Below are 17,120 nucleotides of genomic sequence, written 5' to 3' on the forward strand. Positions count from 1 at the left end.
TCCAAAAATATAGCATGCGCTTTCAGAAATGTAAATAGAAAATGAAAAAAAAGTTGTTTTGACGTATAATTCATTATGACAACGCAAGGACTAAAGGAGAAAATATGACCATTACGTATACGATCCAAGAAAATTACTCAACGCTAACCAAATCAGAAAAAAAAATCGCCGACTATATTTTGTCCAGCGGTGAAAAAATCGTTCACAGTACCATGAGCGATATTCGTGGAGCGACAAATGTGGGCGACGGGACAATTATTCGGTTTTGCCAAAAAATCGGTTTCTCCGGGTTCTCTGATTTAAAAATCGCGATTGCTAAAGAGGATTTCAGCAAGCAGCAAGAAGATTCTCAAGAATCCGACCTTTTTGATAAACGAACGAAAACCATCAACAATGCATTAAAAACGACAAATCAACGATTAGATAACGAACAGCTTAGACAAGCCGTCCAATTAATTACTGAAGCAAATCAACTTTATATTTTTGGTGTAGGCTCAAGCGGCAATACCGGCAATGACTTGGAAGCAATGCTGCTGCGTGTAGGGGTTCAATCTCGTTCTGTCATCGATCCTCACTTCCAAGCGCAAGTTGCTTCTTTACTGACAGAAAAGGACCTAGTTATCGGCCTCTCTTTATCGGGTAGGACCAAAGACACCCATGATTCGCTGCAGATCGCAAAGAAAAATCACGCAAAGATAATTGCTATTACCAATTATCAGCTATCACCCATTGCCCAATTAGCGGATGTTGTCCTGCAAACTGCAATCGAGGAATTTTTAGACGGTGCTTCCTTAGCCGGAAAAATTTCTCAATTGTATGTATGTGATCTGCTGGTTCAAGGTTATGAGATCGAAAACAATGTGAATTCGATTGAATTACGAGAAACGGTTTTGCGTTCTATTTTGGATAAAAGCTTGGATTAGTTCTTTGTGATAAAAAAAGTGATCAGCAGAAGCAGCTGATCACTTTTTTCAGTATTCACGTTTGTTTTGGGTCAAATGGACATCATCAAATGAATACCCTTTGCCCCAAAGAGTTTTGATGCAAGAACTATCAAGATTTGCATCCTCTATCTTTCGTTTAATTTTTTTAATTAGAAATGATAGCTGTGATTGCGTCGAATTTGTCAGCTCTTTATTCCAGATCTGCTGACATAACTCCTTGCGCGATAGAACCTTCCCCTTCACTCTTATCAACTCTTGTAACAATTTTTGTTCTTGGGGCGTCAGAGACAGCTTCGATAAAAATACTTCTTTATCGGTAATACTCACACATTCAGAAGACGAATGCTTACTCTGGGTAACAAAATCGCCTATTCCTTCAAAGCTTAACAGCTCACGAACTTCTTCTAAAGAAGCGTGTTTAGGTAAGAAATAATTAATCCCTTGTTCCTGTTTTTTTAGCAGCTCTTCTTCCTCAGGTATCTTCTCCACTATTTGCAAAACGATGACATTACTCGGACTTGTCCGCTCTAATAATTCTTCGGTCTCTCTGTTAGGAATGGTCTCACTTAATAAAACAATCTGAAAAGTATCCAAAAGCTCCATCGCCTTTTCTTGATATTTCAACATTTTTATTAAGCTGCTGCTGCAAAAAACTTCGTGCCCTAATTTACGAAGAGTTTCTTCAAGCGTTAATTCTGTATAGGGACTTTTCGTCAAAAAAAGAATTCGAAATATTTTTATCACCCCATTCTAATGGCTTCTACTCTTCCAGACTTCTTCAGGCTGCTTGGTCGTACAAGCAGCCTGAAGCGCTAATCTCGACCAAAATAATTTGGCATCACGTCACTTGTTCATAAAGAGCGCATGTTCATTTCGTCAAACCTAATTGCAGTCTTTATTGGAGAATTTACGGTGTATTATCTAGTGACCACGTTAATTTCGCTTGGTATTTCTCTCCTTTTTTCCCAGCATTAGCCGGTAAATTTAGTGAAACCTTGTCAAATGGAATCCTTAGCTGCCATGTTGCTTTTCCTTCTCCATCTTGAGCTGACACTAAGGTGGTAGGACTTTCACCAGCAACTATACTTTCCGAAGCTTTGACCTTGCTTGGTGCTCCCATCGTTGAAGTGCTGATCGTCTCTTGTGGAGTATCTTGGTTGGTAACTGATTCAATCGTAACTCCATCAAACCTTAAAGCAGCTCCGCTACTATTAGGCATCACATTTTTGTCAGTGTCTTTAAAGTCTGAAAGCTGAGCTGTCAATCTCCAGCCTCTACTGTTTGTACGTTCATCCTTCATTCGCGCATAAAAACCTTCTGTTGTAACGTCCTTATTGTCTGTGTACTGCTCCGCATTCAACGTGTAGGAAGTCTCTTTAGCTTGAAGTTTCTTCACACCATAGTTAAAAGAAGTCGGTGCTGATAATAAAGCAATGCCTCCATCTTTTGGTTCTTCAATTTGTTCTTCTTGAATCTGAACACTATCCTTAGCTATTTTAAAATAGGGACTTGCGACAGTGTCATCTATCCAATCTACTCGAGCTTCTATTTCCAACGAGTCTCCAATATTTCCTTTCGCTCTAGTCTCAAAGGAAATCACTTTGGATTCATCTTGATCCAACTCGCCAAGACTATTCGTTCCATTGATATCTTCAATCGTCGCCGCTATACCATCAATCTTGATACTTTCTGGAATAATTGTTAATCCTTTTGGTAAGTCCAAAGTCCCTTTAATCTCTTCTGCTTTTTTAGGCAAGAAACTGTTGATCGTCCATTTCCAGGCTACTTTTTTACCATCGTGCACCTTTTTAGGCGTCGCTTCTATTTGGTTATCCAGCTCACTGACAGCATCAAAATAGATCGAGCCTGAGAACTCTTTTTCTCCAGCGCTGTTGCCTTCGCCTAATTGTGTCCCATCATAACTGAAGTTAATGGATTTATTGATTAAGGCTAACCTAGTAACTCCCGCCATTTTGATAACGTCCCCATCGGTTAAAAAAGTAGGATAAGGAATGATCTCTTTTCCTATATAACCATTCGTTGCCTTCAAACCAGCGTGATTCGTTGTTTTCAAGATATCAATCATTGTTTTTTCATCTGTCACTGCTGGAGCTGGTATTCTGATCTTTTGACTTGATGCTTTTAATTTCGTCAGTTTCGTCAGCCCATTCATGCTAGTAATATCACTAATCTGATTAGCAAAACATTCCAGACTTTCTAAAGCAGTGTTTTTACTGACATCAAGTTCTTTCAATTGATTTGCACTGCATCTCAAAATGGTCATCGCAGTATTTTTTGTCACATCCAACTCAGTCAATTGATTCCCATCACAATACAGCACCTCTAAATCGGGGTTATTACTCGTATCGAGCTGTGTTAACTTGTTACTGTAACTTTGCAGCATTATTAATTTTGGATTGTTGCTTAAATCTAATGCCGTGAGCTGGTTAACAGAACAAGTTAAATCAATTAATTTAGGGTTCTTGCGGACATCTAAACTCGTCAGTTGATTGTAGTCGCAAACTAAATATTGCAGCTCTGGGTTTTGACTAATATCTAATGTAGGCAAGCTGTTATCACTTGTATAGAGTGTCGTCAATTGCGCATTCTTGGTAACATCTAATGCAGGCAGCTGATTCTTAGAAGTATCAAGAAATTCCAATTCTAGGTTCTCGCTGACATCAATCACAGGCAATTGATTGTTTCGAAGATTCAAATAACTCAATTTTTTATTATGAGTGACGTCTATTGCTGGTAACAGGTTATTATAGCAGGTCAATTGTCGCAGATTAGTATTCGTACTAAGATCGATCGAGGGCAGCTGATTCCCATAACAGGAAAGCTCCTCCAATTCGGTTAAACCATTGACATTTAATGTCGTTAACTGATTTTTGAATACACTTAATCTCTTTAATACGGAATTTTGCGTCACATCTAAGCTCGTTAATTGATTGTCGTAACAAATCAATTCTTGTAAAGAACGATTGTTGCTAACATCCAGCTCTGTAAGTTGGTTGTTGTAGCATTTAAGCACATTCAAATTTACTGCATATTCTATTCCTTTTAAGCTGCTCAATGCTTTTTGATTTATTTCAATAGAAGTCAACGCTGCCATATCATCCACTGTTAGCGTGTTTTCAGCTTTTCCAAACCCGCTCCATGAAGCATGGGTGTGGCTAATCGTTGCATCTGTTCTCAAAGCCTGTGCAAATTTAGCATCAATATCATATGGTGCTGAATCTCCTAGATTTCCTTCTTTTAATGTTGTTGCTTGAGTACTTTTTGGTGAATTATTCGCGGCAGATGCTGCCTTATCTGTTTCTCCCGTCATTTGTGGCTTATCAGCTTTAGCTGAACTTTGATCGCGGTCGTTGTCTGCTTCTGTTGTCGCGGAATTGCCGGTCTGTTTTCTGATCTCTTTTAACGGATCTTCTGCCAAAGACGATAATGTGGATTCAACAGTAGAACTTTTTGTTGTTTCAGCATAAATCGCAGTAGACGGTAATAATGATAGTGTTAATAATACTAAACTCAGAATTGAACCCATTCTTTTATTCATGCTTGCCCTCCTTCTTAACATTAAAGAATAATGCTGCCAAAAAAGCTCCTGCTAGGCAAACAAATCCAAGAACTTGAATCATGTACATTTCTTTCTCTCCAGTATTTGGCAAAAACTTTCTCCCGCTTTGGCTAGAAACGACATTTCCTTTCTGCTGATTATCTCCTTGTAGCGTGCCAGCCTTTTTTGAATCATCCTGCTTTGATTCTTCTAGCTTCGATGTTTCGTCTGCAAAACCGATCCCTACCTCGGTAGTGGCGTTATCTGCTGCCAATGTATGCATTGGAAACCCGATAGTCAAGCAGGCAAATAGTACCAACCAATTTCTTTTCTTTAACATTTTTACTACACTCCTCATTTTATCTGACGCTGTTTTTGTTTTATTGAAATAGGCAGAACTCCTAACGCCAATAGGATCAATCCAACAACCATAGGAAATTGTTCCTGCCATTTTGGCGTCCGTGCCTGTTTGTTGCTGTCTAATTTTCTATCCTTTTCTCTGGCGACATTGAATTCTTTCTTCCAGCGCCACGTTTGATCATCACTCTTAACAATGCCGGTAAAGACATACGTTCCTGCGGATAGATTTTTTTTATCTAATGGAACGTTAAATTCAAAATTAGAATTAGGTGCTGCTGAAAATTCTTTGATTTCAAACTTATTTAAAACTTTTTTCTCCCCTTTACGCTTGATATTGCCCATGATGCCCGCTTCTTGTAACATTTTCGGCTGATGATTTTGAATCTTTGCCGCGACAACATTCTTGCCTTTTGAACGTTTCATACCGACACTCTTTAATGTCAAATCAGCTCCGCGATTAAAATCTTCGCCGTCCTCTGTCAGCATTAAGGCGATAACATAAGCATATTCAGTTTTTAAGCCGCCTGTTTGTGCTTTTCCCGTGTCTTTTCTTACAAATCGCAACGCCCCCAGCTTTATCCCCGGAAAATTCTCTTCAGGCGGTTTAATCTGATACTCAATGATCTTCTCTTCAAAATTAGCAACGGTCACTTCTTTTGGATCCTCTTTAATCGTGACTATTTTTGTAATAGGATCTTTTAGACTCTCATCCAGTTCCGGCTTTTTCTGGGTATAGTCAATCGACCCAATAGAGCTGCTCACCGCATCATGAATAGCTAGACTGACAGTCACAGGCTCTTCTTGAATACTTCGGACCTTCACCTGAATCGTCTGAAGAGTATTCGGTTCGACGCTCAAATAGAAATAACTTTGATTTGGATCGACTTGTTTTTCTGAAACGACACTCTCCACAGTAAAGCCCGGTGATTCTTGTGCTCCCTCTGCCTGTGTCACCATTGGTGATAGTAAGAAGCAAAATAGTCCTATGAATAAAAACTTCGCTTTTTTCTTTGTCAATGGATTCAACATTAAACCGTATTTCCCTCAAAATTTTTAGCAAAATTATTTTTCTCAATAATCCTTAATACCTTAAAAAGCCGCATCATCCATCCCCCAGTTCTTCATTGCTTAATAAAACGACACTATTTTTTTCATCACAAAACCCTTTCACGCTTATTTATATCAAGTGTTTACGCCACTCTGATATTTTGAATACTGCACAACAAGAAATTAACCAACAAATATTATTATTTTGTTATTTACTTTTAAAAAGTATACATTACAAGCTCAAACAAAGCAATAATATCTATTATATAATTCAAAGATACTCCGTTATAACTAACATATAATCACGAATTGTATCTATGGGTGATCTCAGAACTATATTCCACTTCTTAGAAAAATCAGTGCAAGGAACTAAAAATCTTTTGTACATGCAAAAAAACTGCCTATCATTCATTGATAGACAGTTTCACTTATTGTACTGCTGATTGAACTGGATCACTTATTTACATATTTTTTTGCTCAATAATACCTCAGCACGCTTGTTTGCAGGTGCTAAGTAAAATAGTTTCACTAGGTAACTCTCAAATGAGCGATATATTTTTAACTTTGGTTATAAACTTTCAATCCTTGTTTTAGACCGATATAAAAACTTATAGATGTCGCGATCATCATTGGAGAAACCGTAAAAATCTCACGATAAAGATCATTTTTACTCCGGTAAGCATCTGGAGATGTAAAAATCAGACTAGAAATAGCGTCCCAGAATGAGTGAAAATTGAATAGAAAGATAACGAAAGATATAAGTGTTAATAGTAACCAAAAAACAACTACGAAATTCGTTTTTTTCATATAAGACCTCCTTAAAAAATTATTTATGCCGAATAAAAAGTATAACACAAAGAATCCAGAATTATAATAACGGAAAAATTTATACAAAAATATATAAGAAAAGCTACAAAAAAATTGAATGAAATGAAAACCAGTTCTCTAATTACACATAGCTTTATCTGTAAATAGACTTCACTCACTGCTTTTTACTTTTCAGAGAAAAAATGATTCCCGATAGCAAACAAGGAAAGGTCCAAAAACACAAATAGTGAAATAATAATGGCGTTGATCAGCACGGATAGTCCGCATAAAACTGTGGCTGTACGCGACAATATAGATACTCCTTTTGAAATCATAATCAATGAAAATTCGTTGAACCCTTTACGTCCGCTTACTAAAAAACAGTAGACATCCTCCATAAAAATGGATTTTGTCTACTGTATTTAAAAACCTGTCTCTATTTGATAGTCATTTACCTCTTATTGAACCGCATCAGTAACTTGTCCGTCTCCCTGTGCTGGTTGCTCGGAGCTCTCTGTCTGTGGATGTGTCGCAAAGTACTGTGCTTCACGATTTTCTGCATTTTGCTGCAGATTATAGTAATAGAAGCTGATATCATTGTTTAAATACGAACCAGCGGGATAAAGTTTTCGTGTGCTTTCCGGCATTTCGTATTTCGCTTTATCAACAGTTGAAGACACGACCAGACCTCTTGTTCCATCAACCGTAGCATCGGCAAGGTTCATGACTTTCGTGTAGTCTCCATCATCATTTCGGACATAAGACCCCAGATTCTCTTCGGCTGGTGCTGGTGTACCATCTGTTTTCCAGTTGATCGGATTAATGGCTAATGCCCCTTCATCCCATGTCGGTAATTCTCCTGTAAAATCTGGAGCAACCGTATTATACGAAACTACCACGCCTGTATCATCTGGACCAGTCGCAAATTTCACCTGCGGATTGTCATTCATTTCTTGTTGTGTCACAGATTGCCCAAGTACATAGGCTGCAATCATGCGATCGCTGACACCGGGATTATTTTTGAAATAATCATACATGATTGCTTTGATCATACGAGCACCTTGCGAGTGACCGACTAGAATAAATGGTCGATTATTGTTTTCGTGCTTGATGTAATAGTCAAAAGCGGCATAAACATCTGCTTTTGGTACACCATCGACATATTCATTTTGTTCCGTTTTTGATTTTGAATACAGCCAGTTTGCGTCTAGCTGACGGTAGTACGGAGCGTAAATATTTCCGCTGGTATCAAAGGCAGAGCCTTGAGTCGCTAAGAATACTTGTGCACCTGCACGCATCGTTGCGTCATCAATTTTCGCTACTGGTGATGACTCTTTATTTTTTTGAGCATAGGCTGTTGGATACAGCATGAAAACATCTGCTTGGCTGGTAATTTCTGATGGCTTGGCCAACCAGTTGCCAGAGTCGCTATAATCACTGGCTTTGATCGTTTCTCCAGATTTTTCTGGTTCTTTTGCTTTTTTTATTGTTGTCTTGCGTGTTTCTTGTTTAGGTGTGTCCTCTTTGCTGAAAAATGTTGTATAGGCATAATATCCGCCTGTAGCTAATACAGCTATTATTACTAATCCAATTAGGAATTTTTTCATCGTGTCCTCCAAGTAAAAAATTTATATACCTTCCTATTATAGGTGAGTTCGGTTTTAATTGACAAATTTCGTTGGGATTTAATGAAAAAATAAAAAGAGCCTGCGCTCTTTTTATGATTGCTTATTCGCCTCTAATGCATTCGATAACCGAGCAAATTCCTCCAACGACAAGGTTTCACCACGACGCTTCGGATCAATCTCCGCTTGTTTCAAGCTGGTTTCCAACCAAGCTTTTTTGGCCTCTTCTTTGCCGTAGCTGCTCAACAAATTATTCCATAAAGTCTTACGACGCATATTAAAAGCCGCTTTCGTCAATTTGAAAAATTCCGTCTCATTGGTTACTTCGACTGCGGGCGTTTCACGCCGGACTAGCCGTAAAATGGCAGAATCCACATTCGGTTGCGGGATAAAAACCGTCTTTGGTACGATAAACGCGGTCGTCGCCTCCATGTAGTATTGAACGGCGATCGACAATGAACCGTATGCCTTGGTTCCCGGCTTAGCCGAAATTCGATCAGCCACTTCCCGCTGCATCATCACTACCATCTCATCAATGGCGAGTTCTGATTCCAAGATATGCATCATGATCGGTGTGGTGATGTAATACGGGAGATTCGCTACGACCTTGATTGACCCTGCTTGATCAAAATACTCAGTTTCCTTTTTTAAATCAACTTTCAGAATGTCGTTATGGACGACTTTGATATTCTCATAAGGGCTCAAAGTATCGGCTAAAACAGGGATCAAACGATCATCGATCTCAAAAGCCAAAACTTGATGCGCCGCGCGGGCCAAATGTTCCGTCAAAGCACCGATTCCCGGGCCGACTTCGATCACGTTGGTATGTTCATCGATCTCAGCGGTAGCGACAATTTTTTGTAAAATGTTTGGTTCGGTCAAAAAATTTTGACCAAGGCTCTTCTTGAAGGAGAATCCGTGCTTTTGCAGAATCTCTCTTGTTCGTGAAGGGGTTGCTATATCTTTGTTCACAAAGTTTCCTCTACTTTCCTCATTGCCTCATGCAGCTGTGCTTCGGTGATTCGAAACATCGTCAATCGTTTTTCTAATTGCTTGGCGTTCGTATAGCCGATCTTCAGCTCATCACCTAGGCGCTCGCGGCGTTCGCGAGCCTGAGCTCCCGCTATTAAACCATAATCCAACAGCGTTTGTCTAGCTATTTTTGCCTCATTCGTTTCTGCCGGAGTCACAACTTTGCGCAGGGCTTCAATGATCGCTTCATCGCTGGCGTGTTCCACACCTAGACTTGCGCCGCGTTTTTGCGGAGCCGCCATTCGTCTAGACAAAAAGGCATGCTGAGCATCAGGGATAGTCTCCATAATAGTTTTACGGATTTTCTCCCCAGAAAAATCAGGATCGGTAAAAACGATCACCCCGCGAGTCTCTTGGGCATGCTCGATTTGTTCGAGGATCGATTCGTTGATCGCTGACCCGCGAGTCTCGATCGTATCAACATCAAAGACTTCCTTCAAGCGTTTGGTATCGTCCTTGCCTTCAACAACGATGACCTCTTCGATTTTTTCTTTAGTCATGGGCATTGATCCTAAATAAACGATGCGCATTTTCCGTTGTCTGGCGCGCAACTTCTTCCATCGGCAGATTTCGTAATTCTGCGATTTTTTCGACAACATAGCTGGTGTAGCCCGGTTCGTTGCGTTTTCCGCGATAAGGCATAGGCGCTAAATAAGGCGCGTCTGTCTCCACTAATAATTTGTCCATTGGAACGATGGTTGCTGCTTCTTGAACATCTAGTGCCTTCTTAAACGTCACGACACCAGAAAAAGACACATGCATCCCTAAATCTAAGAAGCGTTCCGCCCATTCTCCACTACCGCTGAAGCTGTGCATGATCCCGCCGATGTCACGAATGTCCTCTTCCTTCAAAATCTTATATGTGTCCTCCAACGCATCACGAGTATGGATGCTGATAGGCAGATTCATTTCTTTAGCGATCGCGATTTGGCGACGAAAAACCTTGTCCTGAACCTCTTTTGGATCTTCCATCCAATAGTAATCCAGTCCGATTTCTCCCAATGCCACCACTTTTGGCAACGTTAATTTATTGATCAAGTCTTCTTCGATCGCTTTTGTGTAGCTCCCTGCTTCTGTCGGGTGCCAGCCGATGATCGAATAAATGCCATTATACTGTTGGCTCAGCTCCAAGCTTTTTTCAATCGTTGGTGTATCAAACCCCACAACTGCCATTTCCGTCACACCAAGCTCACGTGCTCGTTCGACCGTTTCCGGGATGTCATTTTCAAACTGCTCCGCATTCAAATGCGTGTGAGAATCAAAAATCATTGCTAGTCCTCCTAATACTGTTCCCTATTTATCTTCTGAATCCATTTAGAATCAACTTATTTTAACATACTGCCTGCAAACAGACTAAACACTAGTAATCGACTTATCGTTTTGCCATGAAGAAGAATCGCTTGATTGATAAAAATAAAAAAAATTAGAGCTTTAAAGCGATTAACGCCTTACAGCTCCAATTCTCATTTGCGCAGAATAAATGTTGGTTCTTTTCCACACTTGATGGTTTTCTTATCTGATAAAAGAAATTCGACACACTCCTTGCCGATTTCCTCTGAAGCAAAATCAATTGTGGAAAAATTGAAAATCCGGCTATAGGATAGATTGCCTTCGCCTATTAGCGTGAAATCTTTATTATGCTCCCAGCCATTTTCTTGAAAAGCTTGTAAAATTCCAGCAGCCGTATTATCTCCATTGACATAAATATATGCTGGGATTCTTTGCTCTTTGACTTGGTTTAGCGCCCAGGAATACCCACTCTCATACTGATCGATGCCAATAAAGAAATTCTTATTTTCTTTCGCTTTACCAAAATATTTTTCATAGGCTTTGATTTTGTTTCTAGTAGTGATGCTTTGCTCGGAAGATCTTTTGGCTATAAAAACGACATCTTGCGCTTTCTGCTCAAATAAATGAGCGAACACCTTCTCATAGGCTTGTTCTCGATCCGCATAAATCATCGGCACGCCTACATTTTCTAATTTTTCAGTCGAAATGACTCTTCCTCTTAGCAGCATCTGATCCAAATCGGTCGTACAGTCTGACCGCGATGTTAGAATCAAGCCATCAATCACTTTCTGCTCCAACATAGCATAGTAATAGTTTTCTGTTTCTTGTTCATAATATGTTGGGAGTAGTTGGACTTGATAACATTTTTCTTTGGCGGTCAGTAAAATACTATCGATCAATTGATCGTAACAGGTATTATTGTAGGGAATCTGCACCCCGATAACGCCGCTTTTTCCAGTGCTTAACTTTACAGCAACGCCGTTCTTTATATAACCAGTTTCATCAATAATACTCTGTACATGATTTCTAGTCTTTTCTGAAACATACTTATTCTTATTGATTACTCTTGATACTGTAGATAAAGAGACATCTGCCATCTGTGCTATATCACGGATATTCACCACTTCACTTCACATCCCTTACTTTAACAAAAAACAGGTTAAGAATTTAACAAAATTTCTATTGTGTCCAGCACGCTTTCCTGATTGTTCGAACCAATAAGTCCATTTGCAACCTGCTTGACTCTTTCCTGAGCATTTTCCATGGCAAAACTTGAACCCACATACGACAGCATTTCAACATCATTGCCGCTATCACCAAAAGCAGCTATTTCAGATGGATCGATTCCCCACTCTTTGCTTAACTTTTCTAAACCATAGGCTTTATGAACTCCCGGGATAATTAGATCGATATCGCCATGTCCGCTGGAAACAGGAATCATTTCTCCCGCTAAAATTTCTTCTAAAGCTGCCAATTTTGCATCAATACCGACATTAGGAAACGACAGGGCAAACTTGAAGACTTCATCATTTTCTTCTGCGATGTCTTCCAGTCTCTCAAGTTTTTTAATACTCGGATAATAGAACCGTACGCTTTCGAAAACATCATCAGGCATTGTCTCTGAGACATACGCACTCCTCTTGCCACATATTACGATGGCTGTCGGCTCCAGTGCATGGATTCCTTTTAACGTTTCCAATACCTGATCCATCGCTAGCTGCGCATTATAGTAATCATTGCCTTCAACAACAATATTGGCGCCATTTTCAGAAATAAACGACATTTCGGTATGATTCTCAGGAAAAAAGCTTTTTAATTGATCGTATTGATTGCCGCTAGCGACAACAAACCTGATGCTATTTTCTTTCAGCTGTTGAAAAAGTTTTTCAAAGCGCTCTCGATTGTACTCCTTTTGATCATTTAAAAAGGTCCCATCCATATCTACTGCAATCATTTTAATACTCATCTTTTGCTCTCCTTTTTTTCTTTATTCTATACTATTTCCGATCTCATCGGTGAATAGCTCTGGTTGAAATTTATTAATGAAAAATGAAAATAATACATAGTACAATAAGAACGCTGCTGCACCAACTATTAGCAGCATGTATGGCTGATTGGCTATCGGTATTCTTAAACTCAATACATAATCCATCAAGCCAGAACTAAATCCAAATCCAGCGGTCCATCTGAAAAACGAACATACAAACAAAGACAGACCGGTTAAACACGCATGGACCAGAAAAAGTGGGGGAAAGCTGAACATAAACAGCAGCTCGATCGGTTCAGATACCCCCATCAAAAAAGCTGTAAAGGCGTTTGCAATTAGAAGCGACTTCAATTTTTCACTCCTGTTTGACGCATGCCGATACATTGCTAATGCAGCTCCTGGCAAACCAAACATCGTTACAGGAAAAAAGCCGGCTTGATACATTCCTACGATTCCTTTTTCCCCTTTAGAGGACCAAAAATTGGCAATATCGTTTATTCCTGCTAAATCAAACCAAAAAACCGAGTTCAACGCATTATGCAGCCCCGTTGGAACCAATAGCCGGTTGAAAAAGCCAAAAAGCCCCGCTCCGACACTCCCTAATCCACTGATCATTTTGCCAAAATCGACAAGTAGTGAAAAAAGATATGGCCAAATAAAATATAGAATCCCCCCGAGTATCAGCGTTGCTAAAACAGTCAAGATCGGTACAATTCTCGGCCCATCGAAAAAGGCCAAATATTTTGGGAGCTTAGTCTCTGAAAAGCGGTTATACAAGTAGGCGACAAGTACGCCAATGATAATCCCGATAAACTGGTTATTCAGCTTTTCTAATGCGTCTATCCGATCAGCAAAATTTGTTATCCCCATTTTAGTTAAAAAGGTCCCTTTTAATAAATTTGTGATCATTAAAAACGCCAGTGTCGCACTGATTGGCAGACAAACATCGCCCCCTTTAGCTAGTCCCATCGATACAGACAGAGCAAATAGAATTGAAATATTGCCTAAAATGAAATTGCCTGTAACGATTAACAGATTGGCTAAGAAACTATCACTTTGAAAAGAATTTACCCATTGACCAATCCCCAGCATTAAGGAGGCCACCGGTAAAACTGAAATTGCTGGTAACAGAGAACCGCCTAATCTTCTTATTTTTTCCATTTAAAACAGTCCTTTTATTTGATTACATCCATCATAATTTCTGGAACGCTTTCCAAGTCAAGTGAAAATCCGTCGAAAGTCGGATGTTTCTGGCAAGCATTCTCTCTATACTATGTATTAACGTTTGATCTTTAATACGACGATGTATTTCAAAAACAGAACATGATGTGCTGCTTGCTAAATTAGCGCAGTATAAATAAGTACAATCAGAAAGAGATGATTTTATGCCTAATTTTCAAAAGGATTTTCCAAATGCCGCACGCTACTTAAAACAAAGGTATCCAGATAAGGAGCCTTTAAGCAGTTTTTGGCATTGGGCGACATTGGGACTATTTGCCCTTTTATGTATCGCAACAATTAAGCAGCAATTATTATTGATCGGACTATTGATTCTCGTTGCAGCATTGATCAAAGGACCGGGGATCTTACTTTTTGGTGTCGTTTACTCATTCCTAGTCAGTTTATTTCCACCAATCGGAATCGTTCTTTCAGCACTTTTCTTCTTATTTAATATTCGTTTATTGACGAAAAGCTGGCGGGTAAACCTTGTAACCTCATTGTTTTACCTGTACCCATTAGGATTGAGTTTGCTGCGCTACTTCACTCACTGGGAAGCGCCATGGCAGATTGGTCTTGAGTTATTACCAGGTCTACTGCTATTGCATTTTGTATTGATGCAGGTTTATTACTTCCATCCAAGTGCTCGGCAAGTCGCATGGACAGTCTTAGCCACACCCTTTGAATTAATCTCACTCGTTTTACCAAAGCGCTTCAAAAAACCGTTTCGGACTACGGCACAACCAACTAGAATAAAGCGCTAAAAAATGATCGTTAAGGAAGGGGGATCCTTCTTTAACGATTTTTTTATTTAGGGATAGACGCCGGAACCCCACATGTTAAACTAAAAGTACAGGATGTTCATAGTTAAAGGGGGAGATTGATATGGTCTCAAAATATGATATTCCAACAAATGAAAAGCTGTTAGCCAAAGAATTTGAAAAATTAGGCCGCCAATTCTTTGATAAAGTTGATGCAAAGAATTTTCCCCATGCTTACAAACTCTTAGATCAATTATTGGATACCGTTCCCCAGCATTCCCAAGAAACAAAAGTCTATAACAAAAATGGAAAAATCATCTAAATACGAGGGCAAACAAAGAGACAGCAAGGAAATCACTCGATTTCCTCGCTGCCTTTTTTTCTTGAAGACGTGCGCTTGTCTGCATCGTCCCTTCTATTGGGTGGAAACGTACCCTTTCAGCCGGCTAGCTTACTAACTAGCTGCTGCAGCTGAAACACATCCTGATTCGTTAAGAATGGATCGATCACAACAGTCGGGTATTCCTCCGGTACTTCTTCCACACTGCTCGAAGTGATCAGTGCATCATATTTTTCCAATTCAGAACGATGGATATTCACGTTGGTCAATTTCTTTTCCACATAATGAACCTCAAAGTTCCCGTAAATCTGGTTTTCAATTTGGCTGCCTAAGAAAAATTCTTCTGTCGGTGACAGCTCAGACAGTAACAACAGCTTCAATGGCCGATCGCAGCTCGCTAATAGCGACAAGCTCTGCGGAACCATCGTAATCAGGATATAGACATAGTTCCAAACAAAATCTTCCTCTTGATAGATTTGATAGCGTCGGACAAAGTGATCAACGATTTTCTTTACCTTTTTGACGGCTTGATCATGGGTCTCCGATAATTTTTCAAGGAAGATTTTTCGCTGAAGAAATAGAATATCGATCAGCTGTCCATCTGGCTCATAGATACGATGCTCATTCAGCAAAACGATCGCCAATTCCTGTTTCTTTTCGTTGCCTAATGAGAAGTTCAAAAGACTGTCGAACTCCTCAACAAGCTCTAAGTGGCGATAATAGCAATCCGCGTACTCGTCTTCTTTTCTTAACGCACTGTGCAATTGCCCTTTACTTGCAACGACCACATCTGAATAGGTCAACCAGAGACAATCCTTGATTTTGTCCGAAGACAGCTTCACTCGAAAGACCTCCATCGCCATTCGTTTAAAAGCATCTAAGCTTTGCTTTTCCGGCAGCATCAAATCGCTATCCAGCTCTGATTTCGGGTAATAGTGGCCATTTTTGATCCGCCACAAACTAATATACATGTTGTACCCCAATCGTTTACGGGAAATATAATTGTCCTCCAATTTATTCACCTGAATAAATTGATTCACCAGCTCCGTGATGGCTTTGATTTGAAACTCCTTCAAATCACGATACAACGAATCCAAGCGATCCGACTTCTCAATGAAATAGCGGTAATACATATGCCGGATGACACTTTCATTTCCCTCTAGACGCAACGGCCGATAGTGCAAATTAATGCCTGTTTTCAGCAATACACTCTCGATCTTTTTCAGATTTCGCTGTGTTTTTGACGGACTCAAAAAAAGCTTTTTCGACAGATCAATAATGTTTTCACATTTTTCATAAAGCAGCTCCTCGATAATTTGGAACTCCGGCGATTGTTGGATTGTATCAGCGTACAGTCGATTAATACTGACATGAGACTTGATCTGCAGCTGGTAAAGTCCTTTGTACTTCATAATTCGAAAGGCGTCCTGCTGACTATTAATCAGTTTGACATCCTTTAATAAAACAGAGAGCGAGCATTCCAGTTCCTCTAATAGCTGATCACTTGATAGCCCCGTTCGACATGCATACAGCAATTCAACTAAGCGCAGATGCCGTAAATTGCTCACCCCTAAAATTTCTCTAAAATTCATATCCTCACCCTCTTCACTAACTCCTATGCTAATCCCCACCAACAGTTGACTCTAGTAGGCTAGTAGTCATATGTGTATGAATCAAAACCCCTTTTGTTTCATACTGAATCCTTTATCACTACTCCTTTGAAGCAATCAAAATGGTACACTTCCCTCCTCCTTTTGTTTTAGTTTGACAAAAGAAAAAGCCAAGCAATAATATTGAAACGGATTATTGCTTCGGTTTATCCGTTGTTCTGCTATATAATAATGGTAACTGATATGAAGCTTCTTTGCTTTTACCCATAGAAAAATAAAAACCGTTATAGAAAGTCATATTCGCCAAGTCACATATGACATCTCACGAAACACACTAGTTATTTAATTCACTTTTTAAATTTAAAATAAATTTTTTTAGAAACTAATAGTTAAATTTTTTTTGTCCCTTTTGAATAAATGATATTTTTGAATGATAATGAATAAAAACAAGCACTTCTATTTTCCGAAAACACATCGAACATTTCTCTTTTCATCTTTTTATTCACTGATTTAATCATAAAAAAGAGCGATCCTTTTTCA

General features: G+C 39.4%; 17 protein-coding genes. 3 read left to right on the forward strand and 14 right to left on the reverse strand.

Going from position 1 to position 17,120, the window contains the following annotated elements:
* Positions 1–104 precede the first annotated feature (104 nt).
* Positions 105–923 carry a MurR/RpiR family transcriptional regulator gene (locus tag JZO85_RS18570; RefSeq protein ID WP_207110003.1) on the forward strand — a complete coding sequence of 273 codons (819 nt, stop codon included), beginning with the start codon at positions 105–107 and terminating at the stop codon, positions 921–923.
* 48 nt (positions 924–971) lie between these two features.
* Here the strand turns inward: JZO85_RS18570 and JZO85_RS18575 are convergent, their stop codons facing one another.
* The 13 genes from JZO85_RS18575 to JZO85_RS18630 form a co-directional block, all read right to left on the reverse strand.
* The gene (locus tag JZO85_RS18575; protein ID WP_207110004.1) at positions 972–1,571 is read right to left on the reverse strand and encodes a winged helix-turn-helix domain-containing protein; all 600 of its coding nucleotides are present in this window, start codon (positions 1,569–1,571) and stop codon (positions 972–974) included.
* Between the two features lie 280 nt (positions 1,572–1,851).
* Complete coding sequence (locus tag JZO85_RS18580; RefSeq protein ID WP_207110005.1) at positions 1,852–4,503, reverse strand: WxL domain-containing protein; 2,652 nt, start codon at positions 4,501–4,503, stop codon at positions 1,852–1,854.
* Positions 4,496–4,843: an EF2685/EF0750 family sortase-dependent surface protein gene (locus tag JZO85_RS18585; RefSeq protein WP_207110006.1), complete on the reverse strand. Its 348-nt coding sequence runs from the start codon at positions 4,841–4,843 to the stop codon at positions 4,496–4,498. Before JZO85_RS18585 ends, JZO85_RS18580 begins: the two co-directional genes overlap by 8 nt.
* A gap of 14 nt (positions 4,844–4,857) precedes the next feature.
* Entirely contained in the window at positions 4,858–5,892 is a 1,035-nt protein-coding gene (locus tag JZO85_RS18590) for a WxLIP family cell surface protein (RefSeq protein ID WP_207110007.1), read from the reverse strand.
* A 576-nt stretch (positions 5,893–6,468) separates the two neighbouring features.
* Entirely contained in the window at positions 6,469–6,717 is a 249-nt protein-coding gene (locus JZO85_RS18595; RefSeq protein WP_207110008.1) for a hypothetical protein, read from the reverse strand.
* Positions 6,718–6,902: 185 nt separating this feature from the next.
* A complete protein-coding gene (locus tag JZO85_RS23370; protein WP_277988957.1) occupies positions 6,903–7,028 on the reverse strand; it encodes a hypothetical protein in 126 nt (41 codons plus the stop codon).
* Positions 7,029–7,175: 147 nt separating this feature from the next.
* Positions 7,176–8,324, reverse strand: a complete 1,149-nt coding sequence (locus tag JZO85_RS18600; protein WP_207110009.1) for a DUF3089 domain-containing protein — start codon at positions 8,322–8,324, stop codon at positions 7,176–7,178.
* Between the two features lie 111 nt (positions 8,325–8,435).
* A complete protein-coding gene (gene rsmA, locus JZO85_RS18605) occupies positions 8,436–9,314 on the reverse strand; it encodes a 16S rRNA (adenine(1518)-N(6)/adenine(1519)-N(6))-dimethyltransferase RsmA (protein ID WP_207110010.1) in 879 nt (292 codons plus the stop codon).
* Positions 9,311–9,874, reverse strand: coding sequence for a ribonuclease M5 (gene rnmV, locus JZO85_RS18610; RefSeq protein WP_207110011.1), 564 nt, complete (start codon positions 9,872–9,874; stop codon positions 9,311–9,313). The genes rsmA and rnmV overlap by 4 nt, the downstream gene beginning before the upstream one ends.
* On the reverse strand, positions 9,867–10,643 hold the full coding sequence (locus tag JZO85_RS18615; RefSeq protein ID WP_207110012.1) for a TatD family hydrolase: 777 nt from the start codon (positions 10,641–10,643) through the stop codon (positions 9,867–9,869). Before JZO85_RS18615 ends, rnmV begins: the two co-directional genes overlap by 8 nt.
* A gap of 194 nt (positions 10,644–10,837) precedes the next feature.
* Positions 10,838–11,788 (reverse strand): LacI family DNA-binding transcriptional regulator, encoded by a 951-nt coding sequence (locus JZO85_RS18620; protein ID WP_207110013.1) that lies wholly within the window; start codon positions 11,786–11,788, stop codon positions 10,838–10,840.
* Between the two features lie 35 nt (positions 11,789–11,823).
* A complete protein-coding gene (locus JZO85_RS18625; protein ID WP_207110014.1) occupies positions 11,824–12,630 on the reverse strand; it encodes a Cof-type HAD-IIB family hydrolase in 807 nt (268 codons plus the stop codon).
* 21 nt (positions 12,631–12,651) lie between these two features.
* Positions 12,652–13,812 (reverse strand): PTS transporter subunit EIIC, encoded by a 1,161-nt coding sequence (locus tag JZO85_RS18630; protein WP_207110015.1) that lies wholly within the window; start codon positions 13,810–13,812, stop codon positions 12,652–12,654.
* 224 nt (positions 13,813–14,036) lie between these two features.
* Here JZO85_RS18630 and JZO85_RS18635 point away from each other — a divergent pair, with 224 nt between their 5' ends.
* Together JZO85_RS18635 and JZO85_RS18640 are read left to right on the forward strand one after the other, a co-directional pair.
* Positions 14,037–14,633, forward strand: a complete 597-nt coding sequence (locus JZO85_RS18635; protein WP_207110016.1) for a hypothetical protein — start codon at positions 14,037–14,039, stop codon at positions 14,631–14,633.
* Positions 14,634–14,754: 121 nt separating this feature from the next.
* On the forward strand, positions 14,755–14,952 hold the full coding sequence (locus tag JZO85_RS18640; RefSeq protein ID WP_207110017.1) for a hypothetical protein: 198 nt from the start codon (positions 14,755–14,757) through the stop codon (positions 14,950–14,952).
* Positions 14,953–15,068: 116 nt separating this feature from the next.
* Here the strand turns inward: JZO85_RS18640 and JZO85_RS18645 are convergent, their stop codons facing one another.
* Positions 15,069–16,562 carry an AcpB/EbpR/MafR family transcriptional regulator gene (locus JZO85_RS18645; RefSeq protein ID WP_207110018.1) on the reverse strand — a complete coding sequence of 498 codons (1,494 nt, stop codon included), beginning with the start codon at positions 16,560–16,562 and terminating at the stop codon, positions 15,069–15,071.
* Positions 16,563–17,120 lie beyond the last annotated feature (558 nt).

Source organism: Candidatus Enterococcus murrayae (assembly GCF_017315985.1).
GTDB lineage: Bacteria > Bacillota > Bacilli > Lactobacillales > Enterococcaceae > Enterococcus_A > Enterococcus_A murrayae.